This window comes from Kitasatospora sp. NPDC057518 (genome assembly GCF_042802075.1).
Classification (GTDB): Bacteria; Actinomycetota; Actinomycetes; order Streptomycetales; family Streptomycetaceae; genus Kitasatospora.
In genome coordinates, this window is sequence record NZ_JBHVEU010000063.1 from 12,449 (window position 1) to 27,519 (window position 15,071).

The following is a 15,071-nucleotide window of genomic DNA, read 5'->3' on the forward strand; positions in this document are numbered from 1 at the left end:
CGGGCCTGCGCCCTGTTCACCGCCGTGCGCCACCCGTTCGACGCCCCGGGCCCGGCAGCTTGGGGACGGTCGTTCAGGGACGGTCCTCGTGCAGCCCGCAGAGCCAGGCCAGTGCCCGGTGGACGCCGAGGACGTAGGTGTGGTCCGCCCCCTGGGTGCGGACGAGGCGGAGGCGGACGGCGGCGGCCTGGCACTCGGCCAGCAGCTGGGCGAGGCACGGGCCGATGGAGCCGGCCGTGGCGGCGGCGGTGACCGGGGCCGCGACCTGGGCGCCGGCGGCCCACCGGTAGGCGCCGAGCACGCCGTGCTCGAAGCCGGTCCAGGGCCGGGGCCGCCGGTTGACCTTGTCGATCGCGGCGAACACCTCGTCCAGCGGACGCACTCCCACGGCCGGGACCGTCTCGTCACTGGTCATGTGCGCAACCTACGTCCGCCCGCCACCGGCCGCCCCCGGGGAAGGCGGCCCGGTACGGCAGCACTGTCCCGAGCCACCCGGGCGGCCGAGGAGCCCCGCACACCGCGACCCCGGGGCGTGGCCGGGCGGCGGGAGCGGGACGGGTAGGCTGACCAGGTCGTGTCCGGCCGGAGAGGTGGCCGGGCCGGAGGAACGGGGCGGGCCGGCGGCCCGCCGGTGGAGACCCCTGATGACTCGTCGTTTTGACTGCTCGGACCCGTCGGAGCGCGCGGCCGGGCTGCGCGAGGCCGTGGCCGCGGTGCGCCGCGGTGAACTCGTCGTCCTGCCCACGGACACCGTGTACGGCGTGGGCGCGGACGCCTTCGCACCGCGGGCCGTCGACCGCCTGCTGCGCGCCAAGGGCCGGGGACGGAACATGCCCTCGCCGGTGCTGGTCGGCTCCCCGGAGGCGCTGGACGGGCTGGTCGAGGTGACGGAGCGCGCGCGGGACCTGGTCAAGGAGTTCTGGCCGGGCGGGCTGACCGTGGTCGCCCGCCACCTGGATTCGGTCGAGCTGGACCTCGGCGAGACCAACGGGACGGTCGCGGTGCGGATGCCCGCGCACCCGGTCGCCATCGAACTGCTCAACGCCACCGGGCCGTTGGCCGTCTCCAGCGCGAACCTGACCGGGCACGACTCGCCGCAGGACTGCGACGCCGCCCAGGGCATGCTCGGCGACTCGGTGGCCGTCTACCTCGACGGGGGCCCGACCGCGGCCGCCGTGCCCTCCTCGATCGTGGACATCACCGGCGAGGTGCCGGTCCTGCTGCGGGCGGGCGCGATCGGCGCCGAGCGCCTGCGCGAGGTGGTCCCCGACCTGCGGGAGCGCTGAGCCCGGACCCCCGGAGCCCCGGCCCGCGTAAGCGAAGCCCCGATCCGCGGGAGCGCCGCGCCCGGTCGACGGGCCGTACCGCGTGGCGCCCCGGCGGCCCGGGCCGCCGCCGCTAGGGTCGGCGATGGCGTGCGAGGGCGGGCCCTCCGCCGGGCCGGGGAGGGGGTCGGCGCCGCGACCGGGGGCGTCACCGGCTCCGCTGCGGAGGTTCCATGAACGCTTCGTCCACCGCGCCGCCCCCCGCGCGGGACCGCACCCGGGTGAGGGTCCGGCAGGGCAGCACGCTGCTGCGCTGGCTGTTCACCACGGACCACAAGGTCATCGGGAACCTCTACCTGGCGACGGCCTTCGGCTTCTTCCTGGTCGGGGGCGTGCTCGCGCTGCTGATGCGGGCCCAGCTGCTGGGGCCGGACACCGGGCTGCTGTCGAACGAGCGGTACAACCAGCTGTTCACCATGCACGGCACGATCATGCTGCTGCTGTTCGCCACCCCGACCTTCGCCGGGTTCGCCAACGCGATCATGCCCCTGCAGATCGGCTCGCCGGACGTCGCCTTCCCCCGGCTGAACGCCTTCACCTACTGGGCGTTCCTGCTGGGCGGGCTGACGGTGCTGAGCGGCTTCCTCACCACCGGGGGCGCGCCCTCCTTCGGCTGGTTCGCCTACGCGCCGCTGAACGGCCCGCTGTTCTCGCCGGGGGCGGGCGGGGACCTGTGGGCGTTCGGCCTGGTGGTGGCCGGCCTCGGCACCATCCTGGGCGCGGTCAACTTCATCACCACCATCACCTGCCTGCGGGCGCCGGGCATGACGCTGTTCCGGATGCCGGTCTTCACCTGGAACGTGCTGTTCACCTCGGTCATGGTGCTGCTGGCCTTCCCGGTGCTGACCGCCGCGCTGCTCTGCCTGGAGGCCGACCGCAAGTTCGGCGCGCACGCCTTCGACGCGGCGAACGGCGGGGCGCTGCTGTGGCAGCACCTGTTCTGGTTCTTCGGCCACCCGGAGGTGTACATCGTCGCGCTGCCGTTCTTCGGCGTCATCAGCGAGATCATCCCGGTGTTCAGCCGCAAACCGCTGTTCGGCTACCACGGGATGGTCGGCGCGACCATCGCCATCACCGCGCTGTCCATGTCGGTGTGGGCGCACCACATGTTCGCCACCGGCCAGGTGCTGCTGCCGTTCTTCGCGATGATGTCCTTCCTCATCGCGGTGCCCACCGGGGTGAAGTTCTTCAACTGGGTCGGGACGATGTGGAACGGCTCGCTCTCCTTCGAGACCCCGATGCTCTGGTCGGTCGGCTTCCTGGTGACCTTCCTGTTCGGCGGGCTGAGCGGGGTGCTGCTGGCGGCGCCGCCGATCGACTTCCACGTCACCGACAGCTACTTCGTGGTGGCCCACCTGCACTACGTGCTGTTCGGGACGGTCGTCTTCGCGACCTTCGCGGGCTTCTACTTCTGGTGGCCGAAGCTCACCGGGAAGATGCTCGACGAGAAGCTGGGGAAGGCGCACTTCTGGATCCTGTTCACCGGGTTCCAGACCACCTTCCTGGTGATGCACTGGCTGGGCGCCCAGGGGATGCCGCGCCGCTACGCGAGCTACCTGGCGGTGGACGACTTCACGGCCCTGAACGTTTGCGCCTCGATCGGCTCGTTCCTGCTCGGGGTCTCCAACCTGCCGTTCTTCTACAACGTCTGGCGGACCACCAGGTACGGCGAGAAGGTCGCCGAGGACGACCCGTGGGGCTGGGGCCGGTCGCTGGAGTGGGCCACCTCCAGCCCGCCGCCGCCGCACAACTTCCACGCGCTGCCCCGGATCCGCTCCGAGTCGCCGGCCTTCGACCTGCACCATCCGGAGGTGTCCGCGGCGGAGTCGTCGACCGGCGCGTCCGGTGTGCCGTACGGCCGTACCGGCGGACGGGGGAGCGGGCGGTGAAGGCGGAGGGGTGGCTGTTCGCGGTGATGACCGCGTTCTTCGCGATGACCGGGCTGGTCTACGGCCTTTGGGCCCGGGAGCCGGCCGGCAAGGCGATCCTGGCGGTGGCGTTCCTGATGTCCGCTCTGGTCGCGCTGTTCTGGTTCGTCCAGTACCGGCGGTCGGGCGGCGGCCGGGCGCAGGACCGCGAGGAGGCCGAGATCGCGGAGGCCGCCGGGCCGGTGGGGTTCTTCCCGGCCCGCAGCGGCTACCCGGTCCTCGCGGCGGTCGGTGTGACGGTCTTCGCCCTGGGGCTGGTGTTCGCCCGCTGGCTGATCGTCGTCGGCGCCCTGGTGCTCGCGCTCGCCGTCGCCGGCTTCATCTTCCAGTACCGCGACCACGGCGCGGGCTGAGCCGGCGCAGCAGCCGCCGGAGCGGGCCGCCCGGGCCCGCCCCGGGCGCCGGGACGGCCGGGGGAGCGGGGTGGGCCGGGGCGGTGAGGACAGCCGCCATCCGCTCCGACTCCCGTGCGGTGGCGGGCAGTTCGACCCGGTCGCGGTGGAACCAGGAACTCGCGGCGGCGCGTACCCGCTCGTGCCGTGGCGCCCCCGGCGGGGCGGTGACCGGCTCGGCCTCGGCGCGCGCCAGCAGCACGTACCGCTCGGCCTCGGGCAGCGGGCGGCGGTGGCCGGAGAAGCCGCCGTCCTGCGCCTGGTCGATCCGGCCGGTCTCGTCGCCGTCCAGCAGCCGGTCGCGGTCCCGGGCCTGGAGGGCCAGGCAGAGGCGCCGGGTGAGCAGGAAGACCACCGGCGGCAGCACGACCAGCGCCGTCCGCAGCACCACGGTGAGCGCGTTGACGTCGAGCCCGAAGGTGTACGCGATCACGTCGTTGCCGCCGGCGATCAGCAGCACCGCGTAGACGGTGATCCCGGCGGTGCCCAGCGCGGTGCGGGTGGGCCTGTTGCGCGGGCGGTCGCACAGGTGGTGCTCGCCGGTGCCGGGGTCGAGCCACCGTTCCACGAAGGGGTAGGCGTACAGCGCCGCGAACAGCAGGCCGGGCACCACCAGGGCGGGCAGCAGCACGTTCCAGGACAGGGTGTGCCCGAGCATCCTGGTCTCCGCGGCCGGCATCAGCCGCAACGCCCCCTCGATGAAGCCGATGTACCAGTCCGGCTGCGCGCCCGTGCCGACCACGTCGGGGCGGTAGGAGCCGTACCGCCAGACCGGGTTGACCTCGGCGAGGAACGCCGAGAGCGCCATCACGCCGCCCACCGCGAACAGCAGGCCCGTCGTGCGGGTCAGGAACTGGGGGAAGAACGGCATCCCCACCACGTTGCGGTTGGTACGGCCGGGGGCGGCCCAGTGGGTGTGCTTCAGCACCACCACCAGCGTCAGGTGCGCCCCGACCAGGGCCAGCAGCAGGCCGGGGACCAGCAGGACGTGCACGGTGAACAGCCGGGGGATGACGTCGTGCCCGGGGAACTCGCCGCCGAAGGCGAACAGGGTGAGGTACGTGCCGACCAGCGGCACCGAGAGCAGCACGCCCTCGGCGATCCGCAGGCCGGTGCCGGAGAGGGTGTCGTCGGGCAGCGAGTAGCCGGAGAACCCCTCCAGCAGCGCGAGGTTGAACAGCGTCACCCCGATCACCCAGTTGAGCTCGCGCGGGCGGCGGAACGCCCCGGTGAAGAACACCCGCAGCAGGTGCGCGCCGATCGCCGAGGCGAACAACAGGGCCGACCAGTGGTGGATCTGACGGATCATCAGTCCGCCCCGCACCTCGAAGCTGATCCGCAGGGTCGACGCGTACGCCTCGGACACCCGGACGCCGTCGAGCGGCAGGTAGGCGCCCTGGTAGACGACCTCGTTCATGCTCGGCCGGAAGAAGAAGGTCAGGTAGACGCCGGTCAGCAGCAGCACCACGAAGCTGTACAGCGCGAGTTCGCCGAGCAGGAACGACCAGTGGTCCGGGAAGACCTTGCGCAGCAGCTCCCGGCCCGCCTCCGTGACCGGCAGCCGCCCGTCCAGGCGGGCCGTGACGCGCTCGCCGGCGGACGGCTGGTGCCCGTTCGAAGCCCTGGTTTCGTCCACGGCAGGAACCTAGTGGGCCGTACGGCACGCGGGGCGGCCGAGCGCGGTCGGCGGCGGCAGAGCACTCCAACGGCGGAACGGGCGGCCGTTGCGGTGAGCCGCCCGGGACAGCAGCACGGCCGGCACGGTGCGATCGGGGAACGTCACCGACCGGAGGAACCTCGTGGAGATCGACCGGGGGACCTCGTGGACCGCCCAGCGGGATAGCCCACGCGGACGCCCGCCGCAATGACGACCCCCGACAACCGCGGGCCGCAACTTCCGTGACGGCATGGCAAGGGCTGCGCCCGCCGGCGCGGATAGGCTCCGGACGACCGACACCTTGATCACGATCTCCGGATCGGAGAGGGCGCCACCGCGTGAGCATCCAGCAGATCACCCCCAAGCAGCGGGGCTACCTGATCGTCAACTCCCACCCGGCCGGCAGCGAGGCCACCGTCGACCGCCAGTGGCGGCGCATCGAGCCCGCGGCCGCGACCGGCAGGGCCCCGGTCGTCCTGGTCCTCGGCGCCAGCGCCGGGTACGGCCAGGCGATCCTGCTCGCCGGGCTGCGCCGCCACGGCGTCCGCGGGATCGGCGTCGCCTACGAGGGCGCCGCCACCGAGCGGCGCACCGCCACCGCCGGCTGGTACCGCACCGCCGCGACCTCCGCCCTGGCCGAGGGCAGCGGGGGAGACGTCACCTTCGTCAACGCCGACGCCTACGCCGACGCCACCCGCGCCGAGGTGCTCAAGCTGCTCGCCGAGCGGTACGGCCCGGTCGACCACCTCGTCTACTCGCTGGCCTCGCCCCGGCGCACCGACCCGGCCACCGGCGAGGTCCACCACTCGGTGATCAAGCCGATCGGCTCCCCGTACACCTCGCCGTCCCTGCTCTTCGACGACGGGGCCCCGCAGGTCGGCACCGTCGACCTCGCCCCGGCCGACGCGGCCGAGCGGGCGGCGACCGTCAAGGTGATGGGCGGCGAGGACTGGGGGCTGTGGGTGCGGGCGCTGGCCGAGGCGGACCTGCTCGCCCCCGGCTTCACCACCGTGGCCCTGTCCTACGTCGGCTCCGAGATCACCGCGCCGGTCTACCGGCAGGGCACGATCGGCGCCGCCAAGGAGCACCTGGAGGCCACCGCCCGGGAGCTGCAGACCGGGGTGCTCGCCGACCGCGGCCGGGCGTTCACCGTCGTCGCCGGCGCGGCCGTCACCCAGGCGTCCACCGCCATCCCCTCCATCGCCCTCTACACCTCGCTGCTGCGCAACGTCCTCGGCGAGGACGGCTGGCGCACGACCGACGACCAGGCCGTGGACCTGTGGGAGCAGCTGACCGGAGCGAAGGAACCCGCCCTGGACGACCGGGGCCGCATCCGCCTGGACGGCTGGGAGCTCGACCCCGCCGTGCAGGACCGGGTGCGGGAGCTGTGGGCCGACCCGGCGGCCGCGCTGGCCGCCGACCCGGCCGGGGCCGCCTGGTTCTACAACCAGTTCCGGCAGCTGTACGGCTGGGACGTCCCCGGCGTCGACTACACCGCCGGTGTGGAGACCTCGGTGCCCTGGCCGGGGCAGCGGTAGCGGTCCTGCCGTCGGCGGACCGGGGCCGTCACGGACCCGGGTCAGGGGGCGCCGGGTTCGTCGAGCAGCAGCTCCAGGAGGGGCAGCGCCGCCTCCAGGGCGCGGCACTGCTCGGGGCTGAGCCGGGCGCTGCGGCGGGCCAGCAGGGCGGTGCGCTCGCGGCGGATCCGGGCCAGCGTCTCCAGCCCGAGCGGGGTGGGGGCGAGCAGCTGGGAGCGTCCGTCCTGCGGGTCGGGGGTCTTGGCGACCAGCCCGTCGGCGACCAGCGGGGTGACCGTACGGACCATGGACGGCACCGCGACGCCCTCGCGTGCGGCGAGTTCGCCGAGCCGCAGCGGCCCGTGCTGTTCCACCCGGGCCAGGGCGGAGAGCTGGGCGGCGGTGAGGTCCTGGTCGCCGGAGGCGCGGACCAGCTGGCGGTTGAGCCGGCCGATCGCCAGCCTGAGCCGGACGACGGCCTCGGCGGACAGGCCGCCGCCGTCCGCGCTCACGGCCCGGGCTCCTTCGTCGGCGGGGCGGCGGGCCGCGCGGGGGCGGGCGCGGCGCTGGCCGGTGAGGCACCGGAGGGTGAGGCACCGGAGGGTACGGAGCCGGACGGCGCGGAGGCCGAAGGCGCGGCGGCGGGCCGGGTCCGCTCGCGCACCAGCGAGGCGGCCGCGGCGACCAGCGACATCGCGATCGCCAGCCAGAACACCACCACCAGCCCGTCGTGGAAGGGCCCCGAGATCAGCTGCGGGAAGAACTCCCGGCCGGTCAGCGTCCGGACGTTGTCCGCCGGCAGCTGCCCGAGCACCTGCGGGCCCAGCAGCTGCTGGATCGGGTTGTACCCGAGGAAGGCGGCGAACAGGGTGCCCACCGGCGGCAGCGAGGCGATGGCGTGCGCGTCGGCGGCGGGCACGCCCTGGGCGGTCAGTCCGGCGGTGAGCGTGTGCGGCAGCGAGCCCGCCAGGCCGGCCACCATCAGGGAGAAGAAGACGCCGATCGACAGCACCATGCCGGCGTTCTGGAAGGTGGCCCGCATGCCGGAGGCCGCGCCGCGGGCGGCGGCCGGCACGCTGGACATGATCAGCGAGGTGTTGGGGGCGGCGAACAGGCCGCCGCCCAGGCCGTTGACGAACACCAGCAGGGCGAACCACGGGTAGCCGAAGTCGGTGGGCAGCAGGAGCAGCCCGGCGAAGGACAGGGCCATCACCACCAGTCCGCCGGCGGCGAAGAGTCTGGCTCCGGCGCGGTCGGACAGGTAGCCGGCGACCGGTCCGGCGGCCAGGAAGCCGACGGTCAGCGGGACGAGGTAGATCCCGGCCCACAGCGGGGTGTCGGCGTAGTCGTAGCCGTGCAGCGGCAGCCAGATGCCCTGCAGCCAGATGATCAGCATGAACTGCAGCCCGCCGCGGGCGATCGAGCCCAGCAGGGTGGCCGCGTTGCCGCCCGCGAAGACCGGGTCGCGGAAGAGCGAGAGCGGGAACATCGGCTCGGCGGTGCGGGACTCGACCAGGCAGAAGACGGCGAGCAGCGCCACCCCGCCGAACAGTCCGGCCAGCACCCAGGGGTTGGTCCAGCCCATGGTGTGGCCGCCGTACGGCTGGATGCCGTAGGTGATCGCGGCGAGCAGGGCGGTCAGGCCGACGCCGAAGGTGATGTTGCCCCACCAGTCGATCCGGGCGGGCTTGCGCACCCCGGTCTCGCGCAGCGAGCGGTAGGCCCAGACCGTGCCGAGGATGCCGATCGGCACATTGACCCAGAAGATCGACCGCCAGTTCCACTCGGCCAGCAGCCCGCCCAGGACCAGGCCGATGAAGGACCCGGCGATGCCCGCGACGATGTTCACCCCCAGGGCCGTGCCGCGTTGGCGGGCCGGGAAGGCGTCGGTGATGATCGCCGCCGAGTTGGCCATCAGCATCGACCCGCCGACCGCCTGCACGACCCGCCAGCCGATCAGCCACAGGGCCCCGGGCCCGCCGTGCAGCGGGTCGAGGGAGAGTGCCACCGAGGTGAGGGTGAAGATCAGGAAGCCCGCGTTGTAGATCCGCACCCGGCCGTGGATGTCGCCCAGTCTGCCGAGGGTGACCACCAGCACGGCGGTGACCAGCATGTAGCCCATCAGCATCCACAGCAGGTAGCTGACGTTGCCGGGGCGGAGCGGGTCCAGGCCGATGCCGTTGAAGATCGCGGGCAGCGAGATCAGCACGATCGAGGCGTTGACGGTGGCGATCAGGGTGCCGAGCGTGGTGTTGGACAGCGCCACCCACTTGTACCGGGGGTGCTCCGGTGCCACACCGTGGCCGGCCGGGTGCGGCCGCCCCGTCCTGCCGCCGTCGGAGAGTCGTGTCGCCACCGCTGCCTCCTGCTGGCCGGCCGGCGGGTCGGCGTGGGGAATTCGATAGCTTCCGCCAACTAACGATAGTCCGGCGGATGTTCGACCGGTAGACCCGGCCGGGGCACGGGGAGCGCGGGGGAGTGCCCGGGGCGCGCCGCCCGTCCGCCCTCCGTCGCCCCTCAGCCCTCGACGGACCGGGAGGGTCCCCAGCGGCCGCCCCGGTCCAGCAGTCGGACGGCGAGCGCGGCCAGCAGTGCGGCGGCCAGCGCGTACACGGGCAGCCAGAGCGTGGTGGTCGCGGAGAGGCAGTCGGCGACGGCGTGCCGGGCCTGTTCGCCCTGGGCGGCGGCGAGCGCGGCGCCGTCCCGGGCGGCCAGGTCGCCGAGGGAGGCCTGGGCCTGCAGCCGGGCGTAGTCGCCCAGGCGGGGGCAGTCGCGGCGGGTGCCCGGCATCGGGAACAGCCAGGACCAGCGCTGCATCGCCGGGGCCAGGGCGAGGGCCACGCACAGTCCGATGACGAGCGTGTAGGCGGCCAGGCTCCGGGCGTAGCCGGCCCCGGTGTCGGTCGCGCGGCTCGGCGGGCGGGTGGAGGAGAGGACCACCGCGAGGAGGGTCAGCCCGAGGTAGGTGGAGAACCACTGCCAGGAGCCGGAGGAGAGCGAGAAGGCGAGGACGGCGGCCAGCGCGGTGCCCAGGACCCCGGCCCGCGAGGTCACCCCCGGGGCGGGGGCGGGCCCCCGGGCGGCTCGGTGACTGCGGTCGTCCATGCGCTCTCTCCCCTGGCCGGCGGCGGGCCACCAGTCTCCGGGCGGGGCCGTGCCGGGGCCCTCGCACCATGCCGGTCCGCCCGCCGCCTCGCCCGGTTGGCGGGCGGCGACGGCGGGCGGCACTGGCAGGGCTACGGCGGCGGGGCGGCAGCGGCGGGGCGGCTCAGGCCTGCTCGGCCTGCTCGGGCGGCCACGGGCCGTGCGCCGCGACCTGGGCGCGCAGCCCGCGCAGCGCCCGGGCGGAGGCGATCCCGACCGCGCCGGTGACCAGGCCGTCCCGGACGCAGACGGCGGCGAAGCGGTGCTCCGCCAGGCTGCCGTCGACCACCTCGAACCGCTCGGCGCCGCCGGGCCGGCCGAACACCTGGACCCGCAGCCCGTACTGGTCGGTCCACAGGTACGGGACCGGCCGGTAGGCCTGCCGTTCGCCGTCCGGGCCGGCCAGCAGGTTCCGGGCCGCGTGCATGGCCTGCTCGGTGGCGTTGGTGCGCTGTTCGAGGCGGTGGTGGCGGCCGGTGCGCGGATCGGGCCAGGAGGCGGCGTCCCCGGCCGCCCAGACGCCGGGGCCGGCGGCGCAGTAGGCGTCGCAGACCACGCCGTCGTCCAGCGGGACGCCGCTGCCGGCCAGCCACTCGGTGGCCGGTTCGGAGCCGACGGCCATCAGCACGGCGTCGGCGGCCAGTTCGGAGCCGTCGGCGAGCCGGACGCCGACGGCCCGGCCGCGCCGTTCGAGCAGTCCGGTGGCCACGCCCCGGTGCAGCCGCACCCCGTGCTCGCGGTGCAGGCCGGCCAGCAGCGCGGCCGTCTCGGTGCCGAGGACGGCGGCCAGCGGCGTGGCGGTGGAGGTCAGCCAGGTCACCTCGGCGCCGAGCCCGACGGCGGTGGCCGCCGCCTCGGCGCCGAGCAGCCCGCCGCCGACCACCAACAGCCGTACGCCCGCGCGCAGTTCCTCGCGCAGGGCGAGGGCGTCGGCGAGGGTGCGCAGCACGTGCGCCCCGGGCCGGGGAGCGTCGGCGCCCGGGAGCCGGCGCGGGCGCACCCCGGTGGCCACGATGACGGCCTCGCAGCGCACCCGTCCGCCGTCGGAGAGCCGGACGGTCCGCTCCCGGCGGTCCAGCCGCTCGGCCCGGACCCCGAGGCGCAGGTCGAGCCGGAGCTCCTCCAGTGCCTCGGGGCCGCGCAGGGCCAGGCGGTCGGGCTGCCACTCCCCGCCGAGCAGGTGTTTGGACAGCGGCGGCCGGTCGTACGGCGGTTCGGGCTCGGCCCCGATCAGGGTGAGGCGGCCGTCGTAGCCGGCCCGGCGCAGCGCCTCGGCGGCGTGCAGCCCGGCCGCGCCGGCGCCGACCACGGCCACGTCCCGCAGTGCGATCACGCCTGGTCCAGGGTGATGGCCGAGGCCGGGCAGACCGCGGCGGCGTCCCGGACGGCCTGGTGGAGTTCGGCGGGCGGTCGGGCGTCGAGCAGGACGACGATGCCGTCCTCGTCGCGCTGGTCGAAGACGTCGGGGGCGGCGAGCACGCAGTGCCCGGCGCCGCAGCACTTCTCCTGGTCGATCCGGACGAGCATGGTCTTCCTTTCGGAACGGGTGCCCCGGCGGTGTGGACTCCGGTGCGGGGCAGGTGGGTTGGTGTGGTTCTGCGGGCTCCCGGGGGAGCCCGGGTCACCAGGCGATCGGCAGCTCGTGGACGCCGTAGATGAGCATCTCGCCGCGGAAGCGGACCTCCTCGAACGGTACGGTCAGGCGCAGTCCGGGCAGTCTGCGCAGGATGGTGGCCAGCGCGATCTGCAACTCCAGCCGGGCGAGCGGCTGTCCCAGGCACTGGTGGGCGCCGAAGCCGAAGGCCAGGTGGCGGCGGGCGTCGCGGGTCAGGTCGAGCTCGTCGCCGTCGGGGAACTCCCGCTCGTCCCGGTTGGCGGTGTTGACCATGCAGATGACGCCCTCGCCCGCCGCGATCCGCACGTCGCCCAGGTCGACGTCCTCGGCGGCGACCCGGGTCACGCCGGAGTGCACGATGGTCAGGTAGCGCAGCAGCTCCTCGACCGCGCCGGGCACGGACTCGGGGTGCTCGCGCAGGTGGGCGAGCTGGTCGGGGTTGCGCAGCAGGGCGAGCACGGAGAGCGCGGTCATGTTCGCCGTGGTCTCGTGTCCGGCGATCAGCAGCAGCCGGCCCATGTCGCCGATCTGCTGGGTGCTCAGCTCGCCGCGCTCCACCAGGCGGCTGAGGATGCCGTCGTCGGGGTGGGTGCGCTTGGTCTCGGTGAGCCCGATCAGGTAGTCGACCAGCTTGGCCTGGGCGTCGGCGACGTCCTCGGCGGCGGAGTCGCGGCGCAGCAGGACGCGGCTGCACTCCTGGAAGAAGTCGTGGTCCTGGTAGGGGACGCCGAGCAGCAGGCAGATGACCAGGGACGGCAGCGGCAGGGCGAACTCGTGGACGAGGTCGGCGCCGGAGCGTCCGTCGGTCATCCGGTCCAGCAGGTCGTCGGCGATCCGCTGGATCTCCGGGCGCAGCGCCTCGACCTTCTTGATCATGAACTCGCCGGTCAGCATCCGGCGGAAGTGGGTGTGCTCCGGGGCGTCCATCCGGATGATGGTCGGCCGTCCGGTGTTCAGCTGCCGGGCGCCCGCGCTGATGAACGGGTAGCCGGGCCGGGTGGAGTCGGAGCTGAACCGGGCGTCGGAGAGGACGGCCTTGACGTCCTCGTGGCGGGTGACCAGCCAGCTGGTGGAGCCGTCCCACAGGGTGACGCGGCTGACCGGCTCCTCCTGCCGGGCCTGCTCGTACGCGGGCGGCGGGGCGAACGGGCAGGTGCCGCGGGCGGCGGGGTGGGTGAATCGGGGGGTCTTCTCGGCGGTGGCCATCGGTGGATCCCCTTCCGGGAGTCGAGCCGTGGGCACCTAGTTACGTGCCCAAAGCAACTAACTGAAAGTCACGCTAACTCGCGTTCCGTGGTGGCGAAAGGGCGGATCGGGTGACGGCCGAAACTGTCCGAAACCCGGCGCCGCCTCCCCGTCCCGGCCGCCGCCCGTACCGGATCGCTACAGTTCCCCCATGTCGGACGAAGAAGACGCCGAAGACGACCGGACCACCGCCTGCCGGCCGCAGGGCCCGAACGGCCTGGACGGCCTGGAGGACGTCCTGGCCACCCTGGCCTACCTGCTGACACGGTCACAGGAGCACGAGCGCCGCACCGCCAAGGCCGGCATCACCGCCGCCCGCTCGGACGTCTACCTGCTGCGCGCGCTCGCCGAGCGCGCGGAGGCCAGCCGGGTGAGCGACCTGGCCGACCGCCTGATGGTCAAGCCCTCCCACGTCACCCGCCAGATCGACCGCCTCCAGGGCCAGCAGCTGGTGGAACGCAGCCAGGACACGCAGGACCGGCGGGCCCGCCAGGTGGCCATCACCCGCGGCGGACGGGAAGTGCTGGACCGCCTGAAACAGGCCAACATCATCGGGCTCGCCGACGCGCTGGACGGCATCCCCGAGGCGGACGTCGTCACCACCGCCACCGTGCTGCGCCACCTCATCGACCGGTACGTGCACCGGGTGCGCGCCACGGGGGCCGACGACGACCCGCTCCCGGACCGGACGGACGGCGCCGCCCGCGCACCGGCTCCGGCCACGGGGCCCAGAACGGCCGCGTACCAAGGCGGTTGAGCCGGGGGAGCGCCCGGGTACGTCCTCCGGCATGTCGGACGAGAAGAACCGCGCCGTGGCCGAGGCGATCCTCCCGCTGGTCGGCGGCGCCGCCAACATCCGCTCGGTCGCCCACTGCATGACCCGGCTGCGGCTGGGCCTGGCGGACCGCGCCCTGGTCGACACCGAGGCGCTCCGGGCGCTGCCGGAGGTCCTGGGCACGGTCGAGGACGACACCTACCAGATCGTGCTCGGGCCCGCCGCCGTCGCCGGGGTCACCGAGCGGCTGCGCCGGCTCCTGGAGCCCCCCGGCCCGGCGGCCGCCCCCACCGCCGAGGACCTCGCCGGGCGCGGCGAGCGCATCCGGGCCCAGGGCCGGGTGCGCAACGCCACCCCGGTGAAGCTGGCGCTGCGCCGGATCGCGAACATCTTCGTCCCGCTGATCCCCGCCCTGATCGGCTGCGGGATCGTCGCCGGCCTCTCCGGGGCGCTCGCCAACCTCGGCTGGGCACCGGCGCTGGTCACCGCCCTGGGCCCGGTCTCCTCCGGGTTCATGTCGCTGATCGCGGTCTTCGTCGGCTACAACACGGCGAAGGAGTTCGGCGGCACGCCCGTGCTCGGCGGCGCGGTGGCCAGCGTGATCGTCTACGCCGGGGTCGCCAAGGTGGAGGCCTTCGGCCACCACCTCACGCCCGGTCAGGGCGGCGTGGTCGGCGCGCTCGGCGCCGCACTGCTGGCCGTCCACCTGGAGCGCTGGACCCGCCGTCTGGTGCCCGCAGCCCTCGACGTCCTGGTCACCCCCACCGTCACCGTCCTGCTCGGCGGGCTCGCCGCGCTGTTCGGCCTGATGTACGTCGCCGGGGAGGTCTCCACCGCCATCGGCCACGCCGCCACCTGGCTGCTCGCCCACGGCGGCCTGCTCGCCGGACTCGTGCTCGGCGGCCTCTTCCTGCCGCTGGTGATGCTCGGCCTGCACCAGGCGCTGATCCCGATCCACACCACCCTGATCCAGCAGCAGGGCTCCACCGTCCTGCTGCCGATCCTCGCCATGGCGGGCGCCGGACAGGTCGGCTGCGCGGTGGCGGTCTACCTGCGGCTGCGCCATAATGCCTCGATCCGGGCCACCATCAGGTCCGCGCTCCCGGCCGGCCTGCTCGGCGTCGGTGAGCCCCTGGTCTACGGCGTCACCCTGCCGCTGGGGCGCCCCTTCGTCACCGCCTGCGTCGGCGGCGCGGCCGGCGGCGCCTTCATCGGGGTGGCCGGACAGCTCGGCGACGCCGTCGGCTCCACCGCCATCGGCCCCTCCGGCTGGGCCCTCTTCCCGCTCCTGGCCGGCCCGCACGGGCTCCTCGCGAGCGCGGCCGTCTACGGCGGCGGGCTGCTGACCGGCTACCTCGCGGGCTTCCTCGCCACCTGGTTCTTCGGCTTCACCCGCGAGACCCTCGCCGAGTACAACGCCGTTGCCCCGGAGAAGGGTTCGGAATAGCCGCCGGGCCGCCGCCGAAGGGGATC

The 15,071-nt window shown here is 74.3% G+C and carries 14 protein-coding genes; 6 read left to right on the plus strand and 8 right to left on the minus strand.

Translation table 11 applies throughout. The features are described from left to right. Nucleotides 1-73 precede the first annotated feature (73 nt). Complete coding sequence (locus ACFU7Z_RS09375; protein ID WP_380777117.1) at nucleotides 74-415, minus strand: hypothetical protein; 342 nt, start codon at nucleotides 413-415, stop codon at nucleotides 74-76. Between the two features lie 229 nt (nucleotides 416-644). Between ACFU7Z_RS09375 and ACFU7Z_RS09380 the strand changes: the two genes are divergently transcribed. The 3 genes from ACFU7Z_RS09380 (at nucleotide 645) to ACFU7Z_RS09390 (ending at nucleotide 3,606) form a co-directional block, all read left to right on the plus strand. Next, nucleotides 645-1,286 carry an L-threonylcarbamoyladenylate synthase gene (locus tag ACFU7Z_RS09380; protein ID WP_049660133.1) on the plus strand — a complete coding sequence of 214 codons (642 nt, stop codon included), beginning with the start codon at nucleotides 645-647 and terminating at the stop codon, nucleotides 1,284-1,286. 212 nt (nucleotides 1,287-1,498) lie between these two features. Then, a complete protein-coding gene (gene ctaD / locus ACFU7Z_RS09385) occupies nucleotides 1,499-3,214 on the plus strand; it encodes a cytochrome c oxidase subunit I (protein WP_380777118.1) in 1,716 nt (571 codons plus the stop codon). Continuing rightward, on the plus strand, nucleotides 3,211-3,606 hold the full coding sequence (locus ACFU7Z_RS09390; RefSeq protein WP_380777119.1) for a cytochrome c oxidase subunit 4: 396 nt from the start codon (nucleotides 3,211-3,213) through the stop codon (nucleotides 3,604-3,606). Before ctaD ends, ACFU7Z_RS09390 begins: the two co-directional genes overlap by 4 nt. On the opposite strand, the gene ACFU7Z_RS09395 is transcribed toward ACFU7Z_RS09390, so the two are convergent. Next, nucleotides 3,572-5,281 (minus strand): cytochrome bc complex cytochrome b subunit, encoded by a 1,710-nt coding sequence (locus tag ACFU7Z_RS09395; RefSeq protein ID WP_380777120.1) that lies wholly within the window; start codon nucleotides 5,279-5,281, stop codon nucleotides 3,572-3,574. The genes ACFU7Z_RS09390 and ACFU7Z_RS09395 overlap by 35 nt on opposite strands. 359 nt (nucleotides 5,282-5,640) lie before the next feature. Here ACFU7Z_RS09395 and ACFU7Z_RS09400 point away from each other — a divergent pair, with 359 nt between their 5' ends. Next, nucleotides 5,641-6,840 carry an enoyl-[acyl-carrier-protein] reductase FabV gene (locus ACFU7Z_RS09400; protein ID WP_380777121.1) on the plus strand — a complete coding sequence of 400 codons (1,200 nt, stop codon included), beginning with the start codon at nucleotides 5,641-5,643 and terminating at the stop codon, nucleotides 6,838-6,840. A gap of 41 nt (nucleotides 6,841-6,881) precedes the next feature. Here the strand turns inward: ACFU7Z_RS09400 and ACFU7Z_RS09405 are convergent, their stop codons facing one another. The 6 genes from ACFU7Z_RS09405 to ACFU7Z_RS09430 all read right to left on the minus strand — a co-directional run bounded on the left by ACFU7Z_RS09405 (nucleotide 6,882) and on the right by ACFU7Z_RS09430 (nucleotide 12,784). Further along, on the minus strand, nucleotides 6,882-7,331 hold the full coding sequence (locus ACFU7Z_RS09405; protein ID WP_380777122.1) for a MarR family winged helix-turn-helix transcriptional regulator: 450 nt from the start codon (nucleotides 7,329-7,331) through the stop codon (nucleotides 6,882-6,884). Beyond that, a complete protein-coding gene (locus ACFU7Z_RS09410) occupies nucleotides 7,328-9,115 on the minus strand; it encodes an MFS transporter (protein ID WP_380777129.1) in 1,788 nt (595 codons plus the stop codon). The genes ACFU7Z_RS09405 and ACFU7Z_RS09410 overlap by 4 nt, the downstream gene beginning before the upstream one ends. Before the next feature lie 221 nt (nucleotides 9,116-9,336). Next, the gene (locus ACFU7Z_RS09415; RefSeq protein ID WP_380777123.1) at nucleotides 9,337-9,924 is read right to left on the minus strand and encodes a hypothetical protein; all 588 of its coding nucleotides are present in this window, start codon (nucleotides 9,922-9,924) and stop codon (nucleotides 9,337-9,339) included. Nucleotides 9,925-10,087: 163 nt separating this feature from the next. Further along, entirely contained in the window at nucleotides 10,088-11,296 is a 1,209-nt protein-coding gene (locus ACFU7Z_RS09420; RefSeq protein ID WP_380777124.1) for an NAD(P)/FAD-dependent oxidoreductase, read from the minus strand. Further along, complete coding sequence (locus ACFU7Z_RS09425; protein ID WP_049654383.1) at nucleotides 11,293-11,490, minus strand: ferredoxin; 198 nt, start codon at nucleotides 11,488-11,490, stop codon at nucleotides 11,293-11,295. The genes ACFU7Z_RS09420 and ACFU7Z_RS09425 overlap by 4 nt, the downstream gene beginning before the upstream one ends. A 94-nt stretch (nucleotides 11,491-11,584) precedes the next feature. Then, on the minus strand, nucleotides 11,585-12,784 hold the full coding sequence (locus ACFU7Z_RS09430; protein WP_380777125.1) for a cytochrome P450: 1,200 nt from the start codon (nucleotides 12,782-12,784) through the stop codon (nucleotides 11,585-11,587). Nucleotides 12,785-12,974: 190 nt separating this feature from the next. Between ACFU7Z_RS09430 and ACFU7Z_RS09435 the strand changes: the two genes are divergently transcribed. Together ACFU7Z_RS09435 and ACFU7Z_RS09440 are read left to right on the plus strand one after the other, a co-directional pair. Further along, nucleotides 12,975-13,580: a MarR family winged helix-turn-helix transcriptional regulator gene (locus tag ACFU7Z_RS09435; protein ID WP_380777126.1), complete on the plus strand. Its 606-nt coding sequence runs from the start codon at nucleotides 12,975-12,977 to the stop codon at nucleotides 13,578-13,580. A 31-nt stretch (nucleotides 13,581-13,611) separates the two neighbouring features. Beyond that, nucleotides 13,612-15,045: a PTS transporter subunit EIIC gene (locus tag ACFU7Z_RS09440; protein ID WP_380777127.1), complete on the plus strand. Its 1,434-nt coding sequence runs from the start codon at nucleotides 13,612-13,614 to the stop codon at nucleotides 15,043-15,045. Nucleotides 15,046-15,071 lie beyond the last annotated feature (26 nt).